We start from the raw sequence: 12,806 nt of genomic DNA on the forward strand, positions 1-12,806 counted from the left end.
CGTTACCGATTCCGGTAACGGCTTTTTTGTATGAAAAAATGAAAAGACAAAAGCAAAATTCATAAAGAAAGAAAAATTAGGATTGAAGATGTTATAGAATGGGAAAACCAAGAGTGAGGTGAGTTCTATGAAACCAGGTATATATAAAGTAGAGGCTATTGATAAAAGAACAGTATTATTAAAGGCTACAGAAGAAAGTGGAGAGCAGTATACATTTCCTTTAGCTGATTTTACTTATAATGTCTCTGTAGGAGACGCAGTCGAAATCTGGCAAGAAGGAATAAAGTGGAAAACGAAATATGCAGAAGAAAAAACTCAGTCAGTATCAAGCCATGCTAAAGATTTTGTAAAAAGAATACTAGATCAGGAGTAAGAAAGAAGTCTTTAAGCAAAAGTAGCTTTAAGGCTTTTTTATTGAAGAAATTTTTCGATACATACTATTTGATATCTATAAAAAACTTGGTGTATAATTAAGTCAAATATAGTCAAAGTCAATTTTTGCATATTATGTATCGAAGAGGTGAAAACGATGCGGAATATTTCGGATGTAATAGAAGGTTATTTGAAGCAGGTTATCGAATTAAGCGAGAGAGATCATATTGAAATTAAGCGAAGCGAAGTGGCTGAAAAATTTCAATGTGTGCCATCACAAATAAACTATGTCATTAACACGCGCTTCACTGTTGACCGTGGGTATTCTGTAGAAAGCAAACGCGGCGGCGGTGGGTATATTCGCATTAGGAGAATCCGGCTTCATCAAAAGTCCGATGTTATAGCCGAAGTTATCCAACGTTTGGAGCATGGTGCTACGCAAGTAATGGCTGAGGATATTATTTTCAGGCTACTGGATGAAGAGATTATTTCTAAACGGGAAGCAAAACTGATTCTCAGTGCTGTAGATCGCTCAACGCTGCTTTTACCTCTTCCAATGCGTGATGAAGTCCGGGCGCGTATTCTCATTGCCATGCTCTTCACAATAAAATATCAATCGAACACATAGAGGGGTGAAGGGATGATTTGCGATCAATGCGGAGAACGTTCTGCATCAGTAATAGTTAAACAACAGCAACAAGGACAGATAACTGAGCTTCACTTATGCCATATCTGTGCTGCTGAAAACCATAGCATTAATATTGCTTTTGAGCAGGATCCATTAGCTATTCATCAGTTATTATCAAATTGGTTTCCTACTTCGCAGGCATCTATTAACCCGGTCAAAAAGGAAGCGGCTACTTGTCCTTCCTGTGGTTTTACTTTCCATAAGTTTTTGCAGTTGGGTAAATTCGGGTGTGCCTCTTGTTACGATGAATTTGCGCCTCAACTCAATGAAATATTTAAACGGTTCCATAATGGGAATACAGAACACACTGGCAAGATTCCAGCTTCTTATGGCACAACGCTCAAGATAAAAAAGGAGATTGAAGAACTTCGGAAGCAGATGCAGGCATCAATTCAAGGGGAACATTTTGAAGAAGCTGCCAGACTAAGAGATGAAGTGAGAGTGTTAAGTTCAAAGCTTGAGGGAGGTGCTCCAAATGGCAGTTGAACGGTTTCTCCAACCTCGAGCAAGCAGCTGGATGGCCAATGATGGTGAAAATGTAGATATTGCAATGAGTACAAGAATTCGATTAGCGAGAAATTTAACTGATTTCAAGTTTCCATATTCTTTTACGGAAGATGAGGCACTTAAAGTAGATAAGGAAATCTCTTCTGTATTATTAGATAAGGGCAGTGAGTTAGACTATACTTTTAGTCATATCAGTATTGAAGAACTTGCTCAGCTGCAAAAAGAAGTATTGGTGGAAAAGCATTTGATAAGTCCTTATCTTGCAAATAGCCAGCATTCCAGTTCTGTTTTATTGTCTGAGAACGAAGAGCTGAGTATTATGGTAAATGAAGAGGACCATTTGCGGATTCAAAGTCTGCAATCAGGATTTCATCTTCAAAACGCCTATAAGATAGCCAATGAGTTAGATTCCCTTTTAGAAAAGAATTTGTCGTATGCATTTCATGAAAAATATGGCTACTTAACCAGTTGTCCCACCAATGTGGGTACAGGCATGAGAGCATCAGTCATGCTTCATTTGCCGGCTTTGACTATGTCACATCAAATTCAGAGGATCATTCCTGCAATCTCAAGACTCGGTATGGTGGTTCGCGGCATTTATGGCGAAGGCAGCGAAGCTTTGGGAAATGTCTACCAAATATCGAATCAATTGACGCTTGGCAAGTCCGAATACGAAATTCTTCAGGACTTAGAGAATATGACGGAACAGATTATTCAGCAGGAACGCAGGGCCCGAGAAGCAATTGTTCTAAATTCGCCGCTGATTTTGGAAGATCGCGTGTATCGGTCACTTGGAATTCTTACCCATTCGAGACTGCTGACGACTGAAGAAGCTGCTACTTGTTTGTCAGATGTTCGTTTGGGTATTGATTTAAAGATGATTCAAGATGTGGACATGTCGATTTTGAATGAACTGATGATTTTCATGCAGCCGGCATTTCTGCAGCAATATGCAGACAAGCCGCTGCAGCCGAAAGAACGTGATTTTGCTCGGGCTAAGTTGTTCCGGGAGCGATTGAATAAAGAAGGTATAAATAGTGAAGGAGAGGATCTTGCATGATGTTTAATCGATTTACACAACGCGCACAAAAAGTTCTTCAGTTAGCTCAAGAAGAGGCCATTCGCATGAAACATGAATCAATCGGTACAGAGCATATTCTTCTAGGTTTAATTCGCGAAGGCGGCGGTATTGCTGCTAAAGCTCTGGAAGCGATTGAAGTGAATACACAATTGATCGAAGAAGGCGTCAAAGAACTTGTTGGTGTCGGAGAAAAAGATGTTGGTCCGATTGTCCACTATACGCCGAGAGCGAAAAAAGTTATTGAATTGTCAGTAGATGAGTCCCGCAAATTGGGCCATTCCTATATTGGTACAGAGCATTTGCTATTGGCGCTGATCCGCGAAGGTGAAGGCGTTGCAGCGCGTGTGCTAGGTAATGCAGGTGTCAGCTTGAATAAGGCGCGTCAGCAAGTATTGCAGCTCCTGGGCAACAATGAGCAGGCATCTACTGGCACAAGCCCGAATGCTTCGGCAAACACACCAACCTTAGATGGTTTGGCCCGTGATTTGACGCAAGTAGCCCGTGAAGGCGGACTGGATCCTGTTATCGGCCGTAGTGATGAAATCACGCGTGTGATTGAAGTATTAAGCCGCAGAACGAAAAATAATCCGGTATTGATCGGTGAACCAGGTGTCGGTAAAACAGCGATTGCTGAAGGTTTGGCTCAACAAATCGTCAACAATGAAATTCCCGAAACCCTTCGTGATAAGCGCGTCATGGTTCTGGATATGGGTACAGTGGTTGCAGGAACAAAATATCGCGGTGAATTCGAAGATCGCTTGAAAAAAGTGATGGATGAAATTCGCCAGGCGGGCAATGTCATCCTCTTTATCGATGAACTTCATACGTTAATTGGTGCAGGTGGAGCTGAAGGGGCAATCGATGCTTCTAACATTCTAAAACCTTCATTGTCACGCGGTGAACTTCAGTGTATCGGTGCGACGACGTTGGATGAGTACCGCAAATACATTGAAAAAGATGCAGCGCTTGAACGCCGTTTCCAACCGATTCAAGTAGATGAGCCTTCAGTAGACGAATCGATTCAAATCATTCGTGGTTTGCGTGACCGCTATGAAGCGCATCACCGTGTGAAAATTACCGATGAAGCAATTGAAGCAGCTGCTAAAATGTCAGACCGCTACATTTCGGACCGCTTCTTGCCGGATAAAGCGATTGACTTGATTGATGAAGCTGGCTCTAAAGTAAGACTTCGCTCTTACACGACTCCACCGGATCTGAAGGAATTGGAAGCTCGTTTGGAAGCTGCACGTTCTGAGAAAAATGAAGCGGTGCAAAGCCAAGAATTTGAAAAAGCGGCTTCGCTTCGTGATGCGGAACAAAAGCTCCAAAACCAATTAGATAAAACGAAAAAAGAATGGAAAGAAAAGCAAGGCAAAGAAGAGTCTGAAGTAACAGTGGAAGATATTGCGAAAGTTGTATCCATGTGGACCGGCATTCCGGTTTCAAAACTGGCACAAACGGAATCTGATAAATTATTGAACTTGGAATCGATCCTTCATAACCGTGTTATCGGTCAGAATGAAGCCGTCACTTCCATTTCAAAAGCTATTCGCCGTGCGCGTGCCGGATTGAAAGATCCAAAACGTCCAATCGGATCGTTTATTTTCCTTGGTCCTACCGGCGTTGGTAAAACAGAGTTGGCGCGTGCGCTTGCTGAATCCATGTTCGGTGATGAGGATGCGATGATTCGCATCGATATGTCCGAATACATGGAAAGACACTCGACTTCACGTTTGGTCGGTTCGCCCCCAGGTTATGTTGGCTATGAAGAAGGCGGGCAGTTAACAGAGAAAGTTCGCAGAAAGCCTTATTCGGTAGTTCTGCTTGATGAAATTGAAAAGGCTCACCCGGATGTATTCAATATTCTATTGCAAGTACTTGAAGATGGCCGCTTAACAGATTCAAAAGGCCGCAGAGTCGATTTCCGCAACACAGTAATCATCATGACTTCAAACGTTGGTGCGGAAGAACTGAAATACAATAAATATGTCGGTTTCAATTTAGATGATGCAAAAACGGACTACAAAGACATGAAAGGCAAAATGCTTGCTGAGTTGAAAAAAGCATTCCGTCCAGAGTTCTTGAACCGTGTGGATGATATGATCGTTTTCCATTCTCTTGAAAAAGAGAACTTGAGAGAGATTGTCAACTTGATGACGAAACAGTTGGTTGATCGCTTGAAAGAGCAGGATATCGATTTGGAGTTGACTGAAGCAGCACTTGAAAAAGTGGCTAAAGAAGGATATGACCCAGAGTATGGGGCGCGTCCACTTCGTCGTTCACTCCAAAAGCACGTAGAAGACAGGTTGTCAGAAGAGCTGTTAAAAGGTACGGCTTTATCCGGCCAACGCATTATCTTTGATGTGGAGGACGATGAATTTATCGTTCGGACAAAAGAAACAGCAGAAGCGAAAGAAGTAGTAGTGGAAAAACAATAAGAATATTCCGCTCGCCGGAGGCCATCTCCGGCGAGCGTTTTTTCTATTTAGGAGGTACACATGGCTAAGAAAAAAACGAAATTCATTTGTCAGTCGTGTGGTTATGAATCAGTCAGATGGATGGGGAAATGTCCAGGCTGTGCAGCATGGAATACGATGACTGAAGAAGTAGAAGTGGCGGCTCCAAAAGGGACGCGCGGTGCTTTTCAGCACAGTGCATCGGTTCCTCAAAAAGCGACGCCAATCAATGCAATCGAAACACAGGACGAGCCTCGAGTGGAAACGGAACTAAGTGAATTAAACCGTGTGCTTGGAGGCGGCATCGTGCCGGGGTCACTGGTACTGATTGGCGGCGATCCGGGTATCGGGAAATCGACTTTGCTTTTACAAGTTTCCGCTATGCTTGCAAATAGTGGGAATCGGGTATTGTATATTTCTGGTGAAGAATCTATTCGCCAAACAAAATTGCGGGCAGAACGTCTGGATGCTTCCTCTTCAGAGCTGTTCATCTATGCAGAAACAAATCTTGAGTTGATTCATCATACGATTGAAGAAGTGGCTCCTGATTTTGTCATTATCGATTCGATTCAGACAGTTCATCATCCTGAAGTAACTTCTGCACCCGGCAGTGTGACTCAGGTACGAGAAAGCACCGCTGAATTAATGCGGATTGCAAAAACAAAGAACATTGCCATCTTCCTTGTCGGGCATGTAACAAAAGAAGGACAGATTGCAGGGCCGAGGATTTTAGAGCATATGGTGGATACGGTGCTGTATTTTGAAGGTGAGCGCCATCACACATACCGGATTTTGCGCAGTGTCAAAAACCGTTTCGGCTCAACCAATGAGATAGCAATTTTTGAAATGCTTCAAAGCGGATTGAAAGAAGTGTTGAATCCGTCCGAATTATTCCTTCAGGAACGGTCAAGCGGTGCAGCAGGATCGACAGTAGTAGCTTCAATGGAAGGAACGCGGCCAATTCTGGTTGAAATCCAGGCCTTGGTGACGCCGTCGAGTTTTAACTATCCTAAACGCATGGCTACAGGCATCGATGTTAACCGAGTGTCATTGTTGATGGCGGTGCTCGAAAAACGGGCGGGCATGTTAATGCAGACCCAGGACACCTATATTAAAGTTGCAGGTGGGGTTAAGCTTGACGAGCCGGCCATCGATTTGGCAGTGCTTGCAAGCATAGTCTCGAGTTTCCGGGATAAGGCGCCCAATGTCTATGATTGTATTATCGGAGAAGTTGGCTTGACTGGTGAAATAAGGCGCGTGTCACGGATTGAACAGCGCGTTCAAGAAGCGGCTAAGCTCGGGTTCAAGCGGGCAATTATTCCAGCGTCAAATTTAGGCGGTTGGGATTATCCTGAAGGGATTCGTGTGGTTGGTGTAGAAAGTGTTAACGATGCATTAAAAGAGATTTTTCCACAGTAAGGAGGCAATTATGCCTCCTTTTATTTCTAAATAAGGGTCATTGGAGCGTTTCAGATTTAAAATGTGTATAATTATAAAAAGGAGGTGGAGCGTGTGTTAAGACCTATTATACAAATTATGTTTTTGCTTATTGGTGCGACCGTCGGAATTTTATTATTACCATCTGCATTTGAACTTATTCCTCTTCTCGACAATCCATGGATTAGTAACCCTTACGTAGCTGCAATTGTTGGTGCTCTTGTCTTTTTCCTGTTATCTTTATTATTTGTAGATTCGCTCATCAATTTCATGAAGTGGATGGAGGAGAAGCTGCTTCACGCCCCAACGCCGGATCTTCTGTTTGGAACGGTGGGCATGATTATTGGCCTTGTGGTGGCGTTCCTGATCGGCTTTGCGTTAAGTACTGTGGATATTCCATTGGTGGCGACAGTGGCACCGTTAGTGCTGTCCGTGGTGCTTGGATACTTAGGGTTCCAGGTCGGATTCCAAAAGCGTGAAGAAATGGTAGCCATGTTAACACCAGCCAAATTTACAGCAGTGAAAAAGCTGGAACCGGAAGAGCCGATTGAAAAGGCGTCTTATAAATTGCTTGATACAAGTGTCATCATTGATGGGCGGATTGCCGACATCTCAGCAACGGGGTTCATGGAAGGCACTTTTGTAGTGCCGCAATTTGTCTTGTCTGAGCTGCAGCATATTGCCGACTCTTCTGACACCTTGAAACGGACACGCGGCAGGCGGGGCTTGGATATTTTGAAACGGCTTCAAAGTGAGCGTGTGGATGCTATTATGATCACAGAGGAAAATTTTGATGAAGTCAGCGAAGTCGATTTGAAATTGATGCGCGCTGCGAAAAAAATGGGCGGCCAAGTCGTAACCAATGATTTTAATCTTAATAAAGTGTGTGAACTTCATAATGTTCCTGTACTGAATATCAATGACTTGGCAAATGCTGTAAAACCTGTCGTCATTCCAGGAGAAGATATGCATGTAGTGGTCATCAAAGACGGCAAAGAGCAAAATCAAGGTGTGGCTTATTTGGATGATGGAACGATGATTGTTATTGAAGATGGCAAAGGGTACATCGGCCAGGCGATCAATGTCACAGTCACCAGTGTTTTGCAGACTTCTGCAGGGCGGATGATTTTTGCGAAGCCGCGCGAAGGAAAACAAACGGCAACAAATTGATAAAGGATGTTATCCAATGAACTATACAGTCGTCTTGCCTGCTGCTGGCAGCGGGAAACGAATGAAAGCAGATAAAAATAAATTATTGCTCGAGCTTTCCGGCAAACCAATCTTCCTTTATACCCTAGAAGTTTTTCAACGGGATCCAAATTGCGATGCAATCTGGCTGGCGGTAAAAGAGCAGGAGCGGGAACTGATTGAAGGATATGTATCGCGCCACAACATTACAAAAGTACAAGGATACGCTGCAGGGGGGACCGAAAGACAGGATAGTGTCAGAGCCTGTCTTGAAGCGATTCCACCTTGTGGCGTTGTTTTGGTTCACGACGCAGCTCGGCCTTTTATTGACAAGGAAGTTATTGAACGATTGGTGGAAACCGCGCAGGCATCAGGAGCGGCGATTGCCGGTGTACCGGTCAAAGACACCATCAAAAAAGCGGAAAATGGCGTCATTTCAGAAACGGTGGACCGCAATCAATTGTGGATGATCCAGACGCCGCAGGCTTTTCGTTATTCTTTGATTTTGAAAGCCGCGCAAGCAGCCCATAATGACGGGTTTATGGGGACAGACGAGGCGATGCTCGTGGAGCGCTTGAATTACCCGGTGGCTATTGTTGAGAGCACGTATGAAAATATTAAAATGACGACACCGGATGACTTGATCTATGGGAGAGCTATTCTGGAGAGTCGATTACAGGAGGAACAGAAATGATTCGAATCGGACAAGGGTATGACGTACACCAGTTGGCAGAAGGACGGCCATTTATATTAGGCGGTATCGAAATAGAGCATGATAGAGGACTTCTTGGCCATTCTGACGCAGATGTACTGCTCCATACCATTACGGACGCAGCACTTGGTGCAATTGGCGGAGGCGATATCGGCAAACATTTTCCAGATACAGATCCTGAATTTAAGGACGCCGATTCCCGAAAGTTACTGACTCATATTTGGAAATATGTTAAAGAACAAGGCTACGAACTAGGCAATGTTGATTGCACAGTGATTGCTCAAAAGCCGAAATTGGCACCATACATTGAACAGATGAGGGAGTCGATTGCGGGCTTACTGGAAGCGGATATTTCACAGGTCAATGTCAAAGCGACCACTTCCGAGCACCTTGGATTTACTGGACGCGAAGAAGGAATCGCTGCATTAGCGGTGATCTTATTGAACAAGCGCCCGGTTTCGCTCGATGTCCCTGAGTGATAGAATAACAGAAGGATATACGAAAATTTAGGAGGAAATCAAATGACACAAGAAGTACGCGTACGTTATGCGCCAAGTCCGACAGGCCATTTGCATATCGGCGGCGCACGTACAGCCCTATTTAACTATTTATATGCGCGCCACAATAACGGGAAATTTATCGTTCGCATCGAAGATACAGACACAGCCCGCAATATTGAAACAGGGATCATGTCCCAGCTGGATAATTTAAAGTGGTTGGGCATCGAGCACGACGAGTCTATTGATATTGGCGGAGATTACGGTCCATACCGCCAAATGGAGCGTTTGGATACGTATAAAGAGCATTCAGAAAAAATGCTTGAAAAAGGATTGGCCTATAAATGTTTCTGTACAGCTGAAGAGCTGGAAGCAGAACGCGATGCCCAAAAAGCATCCGGTATCGCAGCTCCCCAGTATAACGGAACTTGCCGCAATTTGACGGCTGAGGAAGTCGCTGAAAAAGAAGCAGCAGGCAAATCATTCACTATTCGTGCTAAGGTTCCTGCCGGCGTTAAGTATGAATTCAACGATTTGGTCCGCGGTCCGATTTCATTCGAGTCAAAAGATATTGGCGATTGGGTGATGGTCAAGACGACTGGCATCCCGACGTATAATTTTGCTGTTGTCATCGACGATCATTTGATGAAAATTTCACACGTGTTCCGCGGGGAAGAGCATTTGTCAAACACACCAAGACAAATGATGATTTACGACGCATTTGGTTGGGATTATCCAGGCTACGGCCACATGACCTTAATCATCAATGAAGACCGCAAGAAATTATCGAAGCGTGATGAGTCGATTCTGCAGTTTATTTCCCAGTACAAGGATTTAGGCTATATTCCGGAAGCCTTGTTTAATTTCTTTGCGCTTCTTGGCTGGTCTCCAGAAGGCGAAGAAGAAATCTTCTCGAAAGAAGAGTTGATCCGTATTTTTGATGTGGAGCGCTTATCTAAATCGCCATCGATGTTCGATAAGCAAAAATTGATGTGGATGAACAACCAATACATTAAGCAATTGCCGCTTGAAGAAGTAGTGAAGCTGTCTCTGCCGCATTTGCAAAAAGCAGGCAGATTGCCGGAAGAAATGACGCCAGAGCAAGCGGAATGGGCCAACAAGCTGGTTGCGTTGTATCACGATCAAATGAGCTACGGTGCAGAAATCACCGAACTTTCCGAGCAGTTTTTCACTGAGGAATTAACTTATGGCGAAGCTGAGAAAGAAATCTTGGCTGCTGAGCAAGTTCCTGAAGTGATGACGGCATTCAAAGAGCAATTGGCTTCTTTGGAAAACTTCGAGCCGGCTGAAATCAAAGCGGCAATCAAAGCAGTCCAGAAATCAACAGGCCATAAAGGCAAAAACCTGTTCATGCCAATCCGCGTGGTCATCACCGGACAAATGCACGGACCTGAATTGCCGGATTCTATTTCTCTATTAGGAAAAGACAAAGCCATTGCCCGCGTTTCCCAATACGCGAGTGCGTAACATTGACTTCCTGCGCTAACGGTGTAAAATGAATTTACCATTAATAAAAGCGTTGACGGGAAGAAGTACATGCAGCACGCTCTTTAGAGAAGGTCCCCACCGGCTGAAAGGGATCTGGGCCGCTGCTGCATCGAAATGCCTCTCCGAGTGCTGAGTCGAATCAAGTAGACCAGACGTCTTGCCTGCGTTACGGGCCTTCGAGAGAAAAGGATGCATAATTGTCCTTTTAATCAGAGTGGAACCGCGCAACTATGCGTCTCTGTCATTTATATGACAGGGGCGCTTTTTATTTTGGAGCAGAAAGGGAGCGAGAGACATGTTTAAGTTATTAAAAGATGACGTTGATGTCATTTTCGAACAAGATCCGGCAGCGCGCAGTTACATGGAAGTAATCTTGACCTATTCCGGTCTGCATGCCATATGGGCACACCGTCTGGCACATTTCTTCTTTAAGAATAAGTTATTTTTCATTGCCCGGGTTATTTCACAGATCAGCCGTTTTTTCACCGGAATCGAAATTCATCCAGGCGCCGTCATTGGCCGTCGTTTCTTTATTGACCATGGAATGGGTGTAGTTATCGGAGAGACGTGTGAGATTGGCGACAACGTTACGTTGTACCAAGGGGTCACGTTGGGCGGTACCGGAAAAGAACGCGGGAAGCGCCATCCGACATTGGAAGATAATGTCCTGGTCGCGACTGGCGCCAAAGTGTTGGGGTCGATTGTCATCGGTGCCAACTCCAAAGTTGGAGCGGGGTCGGTTGTCTTGAAGAACGTACCGATGAATTCAACGGTAGTCGGAATTCCGGGTAAAGTGGTGATTCAAAACGGCGTTAAAGTGAAGCGTGATTTGAACCATCAAAATATGCCGGATCCCGTCATGGATAAATGTGAAAGTATGGAAATGAAGATTGCCAGACTGCAATATGAAATTGACGAGCTAAAAAAAGTCAGACAGGAAGAAGGACAACGTTTATGAGCATTCAAATTTTTAATACTTTATCACGGCAAAAAGAAGAATTTATTCCTTTAGAAGAAGGAAAAGTAAAAATGTATGTCTGCGGACCGACTGTTTACAATTACATCCACATCGGCAATGCGCGCCCTGTCATCGTCTATGATACGGTGCGCCGCCACTTGGAATACCGGGGATATGATGTGAAATATGTCTCAAACTTTACGGATGTTGACGATAAATTGATCAAAGCCGCCAATGAACTCGGCCAGGAAGTTCCGGAAATTGCGAAGCGGTTTATTGCTGCTTATTTTGAAGATACGAAAGCGCTTGGTTGTGCAGAAGCGGATGTCCATCCGCGCGTAACCGATCATATGGTGCAAATCATCGAGTTTATCGAAGCGCTGATTGAAAAAGGCTACGCTTATGAGTCGCAGGGGGATGTCTATTATCGGACCCGTAAATTCGAAGGCTACGGCAAACTGTCTCATCAGTCGGTTGACGAACTGAAAGTTGGGGCGCGCATTGAAACCGGCGATAAAAAAGAAGATGAGCTGGATTTCGTGCTGTGGAAAACAGCTAAGCCAAAAGAAATTTCATGGGATAGCCCATGGGGCAAAGGGCGTCCGGGCTGGCATATTGAGTGCTCAGTCATGGCTCGCGAGCATTTAGGCGATACCATTGATATCCATGCAGGCGGGCAGGATTTGACTTTCCCGCATCATGAAAACGAAATTGCTCAATCTGAAGCATTTACCGGCAAACCTTTTGCGCGTTATTGGATGCATAATGGGTATATTAATATTGATAATGAAAAAATGTCGAAGTCACTGAATAATTTTGTGTTGGTAAACGACATCTTGAAAGAAATGGATCCTCAAGTGCTGCGCTTCTTTATGCTGTCGGTCCATTATCGCCATCCAATCAACTATTCTCAGCAACTGGTGGAAGATGCCGTTGCGGGACTGGAGCGGCTGCGTACCGCTTATGGCAACTTGAAGCATCGTTTGGGCACTTCAGCGGACCTTGGCGATCATACTGATATTTGGATCCATAAAATCGAAGCCATTAAAACAGCGTTTATCGAGACAATGGATGATGACTTTAATACAGCAAATGCGATTTCCAGTCTTTTTGACTTGTCGCGTCTGTCGAATACGTATTTATTGGAAAAACAAACTGCGACAACGGTGTTGGAAACTTTTATTGCGGTATTCGATGAATTGGCTGGTGTTTTAGGTGTGCCATTCAGCCAGCAGGAAGAGCTATTGGATGAAGAAGTTGAGGCTTTGATGGCAGAGCGGATTGAAGCGCGCAAAAACCGCGATTTTGCACGTGCTGATGAAATCCGTGATTTATTCAAAGAGAAAAAGATCATTTTGGAAGATACGGCGCAAGGCACACGCTGGAAGCGGGGGCAATAAG

General features: G+C 44.3%; 12 protein-coding genes and 1 other annotated feature. All 12 genes read left to right on the forward strand.

The features are described 5' to 3' along the window. The first annotated feature begins 127 nt into the window (after nt 1-127). The 12 genes from GJB59_RS14180 (at nt 128) to cysS (ending at nt 12,805) form a co-directional block, all read left to right on the forward strand. Nucleotides 128-373, forward strand: coding sequence for a hypothetical protein (locus GJB59_RS14180; protein WP_142830463.1), 246 nt, complete (start codon nt 128-130; stop codon nt 371-373). A 156-nt stretch (nt 374-529) separates the two neighbouring features. Then, nucleotides 530-1,000: a CtsR family transcriptional regulator gene (locus tag GJB59_RS14185; RefSeq protein ID WP_142830465.1), complete on the forward strand. Its 471-nt coding sequence runs from the start codon at nt 530-532 to the stop codon at nt 998-1,000. A 12-nt stretch (nt 1,001-1,012) separates the two neighbouring features. Beyond that, nucleotides 1,013-1,546 (forward strand): UvrB/UvrC motif-containing protein, encoded by a 534-nt coding sequence (locus GJB59_RS14190; RefSeq protein WP_142830467.1) that lies wholly within the window; start codon nt 1,013-1,015, stop codon nt 1,544-1,546. Beyond that, nucleotides 1,536-2,627 (forward strand): protein-arginine kinase McsB, encoded by a 1,092-nt coding sequence (mcsB, locus tag GJB59_RS14195; RefSeq protein ID WP_142830469.1) that lies wholly within the window; start codon nt 1,536-1,538, stop codon nt 2,625-2,627. The genes GJB59_RS14190 and mcsB overlap by 11 nt, the downstream gene beginning before the upstream one ends. Continuing rightward, entirely contained in the window at nt 2,624-5,086 is a 2,463-nt protein-coding gene (locus GJB59_RS14200; RefSeq protein ID WP_142830471.1) for an ATP-dependent Clp protease ATP-binding subunit, read from the forward strand. Before mcsB ends, GJB59_RS14200 begins: the two co-directional genes overlap by 4 nt. A gap of 60 nt (nt 5,087-5,146) precedes the next feature. Next, entirely contained in the window at nt 5,147-6,523 is a 1,377-nt protein-coding gene (radA, locus tag GJB59_RS14205; protein WP_142830473.1) for a DNA repair protein RadA, read from the forward strand. A 93-nt stretch (nt 6,524-6,616) separates the two neighbouring features. Beyond that, the gene (locus tag GJB59_RS14210) at nt 6,617-7,711 is read left to right on the forward strand and encodes a PIN/TRAM domain-containing protein (RefSeq protein ID WP_142830475.1); all 1,095 of its coding nucleotides are present in this window, start codon (nt 6,617-6,619) and stop codon (nt 7,709-7,711) included. Between the two features lie 16 nt (nt 7,712-7,727). Further along, nucleotides 7,728-8,423, forward strand: a complete 696-nt coding sequence (gene ispD, locus GJB59_RS14215; RefSeq protein WP_142830477.1) for a 2-C-methyl-D-erythritol 4-phosphate cytidylyltransferase — start codon at nt 7,728-7,730, stop codon at nt 8,421-8,423. Next, a complete protein-coding gene (gene ispF, locus GJB59_RS14220; protein ID WP_142830479.1) occupies nt 8,420-8,920 on the forward strand; it encodes a 2-C-methyl-D-erythritol 2,4-cyclodiphosphate synthase in 501 nt (166 codons plus the stop codon). The genes ispD and ispF overlap by 4 nt, the downstream gene beginning before the upstream one ends. A 42-nt stretch (nt 8,921-8,962) precedes the next feature. After that, entirely contained in the window at nt 8,963-10,426 is a 1,464-nt protein-coding gene (gltX, locus tag GJB59_RS14225) for a glutamate--tRNA ligase (RefSeq protein ID WP_142830481.1), read from the forward strand. A gap of 43 nt (nt 10,427-10,469) precedes the next feature. Continuing rightward, nucleotides 10,470-10,690, forward strand: a binding site (T-box leader). A 52-nt stretch (nt 10,691-10,742) separates the two neighbouring features. Next, nucleotides 10,743-11,405, forward strand: coding sequence for a serine O-acetyltransferase EpsC (gene epsC, locus GJB59_RS14230; protein WP_142830483.1), 663 nt, complete (start codon nt 10,743-10,745; stop codon nt 11,403-11,405). Then, complete coding sequence (cysS, locus tag GJB59_RS14235; protein WP_142830485.1) at nt 11,402-12,805, forward strand: cysteine--tRNA ligase; 1,404 nt, start codon at nt 11,402-11,404, stop codon at nt 12,803-12,805. Before epsC ends, cysS begins: the two co-directional genes overlap by 4 nt. Nucleotide 12,806: the final 1 nt, after the last annotated feature.

The sequence above is a fragment of the Planococcus soli genome, assembly GCF_016881065.1.
Classification (GTDB): domain Bacteria; phylum Bacillota; class Bacilli; order Bacillales_A; family Planococcaceae; genus Planococcus; species Planococcus soli.

Bases quoted from the DNA above. Each gene is read 5' to 3' on its own strand.
- radA (WP_142830473.1), top strand. From the start codon at position 5,147: ATGGCTAAGAAAAAAACGAAATTCATTTGTCAGTCGTGTGGTTATGAA.
- ispD (WP_142830477.1), top strand. From the start codon at position 7,728: ATGAACTATACAGTCGTCTTGCCTGCTGCTGGCAGCGGGAAACGAATG.
- mcsB (WP_142830469.1), top strand. From the start codon at position 1,536: ATGGCAGTTGAACGGTTTCTCCAACCTCGAGCAAGCAGCTGGATGGCC.
- gltX (WP_142830481.1), top strand. From the start codon at position 8,963: ATGACACAAGAAGTACGCGTACGTTATGCGCCAAGTCCGACAGGCCAT.
- epsC (WP_142830483.1), top strand. From the start codon at position 10,743: ATGTTTAAGTTATTAAAAGATGACGTTGATGTCATTTTCGAACAAGAT.
- ispF (WP_142830479.1), top strand. From the start codon at position 8,420: ATGATTCGAATCGGACAAGGGTATGACGTACACCAGTTGGCAGAAGGA.
- GJB59_RS14180 (WP_142830463.1), top strand. From the start codon at position 128: ATGAAACCAGGTATATATAAAGTAGAGGCTATTGATAAAAGAACAGTA.
- cysS (WP_142830485.1), top strand. From the start codon at position 11,402: ATGAGCATTCAAATTTTTAATACTTTATCACGGCAAAAAGAAGAATTT.
- GJB59_RS14200 (WP_142830471.1), top strand. From the start codon at position 2,624: ATGATGTTTAATCGATTTACACAACGCGCACAAAAAGTTCTTCAGTTA.
- GJB59_RS14190 (WP_142830467.1), top strand. From the start codon at position 1,013: ATGATTTGCGATCAATGCGGAGAACGTTCTGCATCAGTAATAGTTAAA.
- GJB59_RS14185 (WP_142830465.1), top strand. From the start codon at position 530: ATGCGGAATATTTCGGATGTAATAGAAGGTTATTTGAAGCAGGTTATC.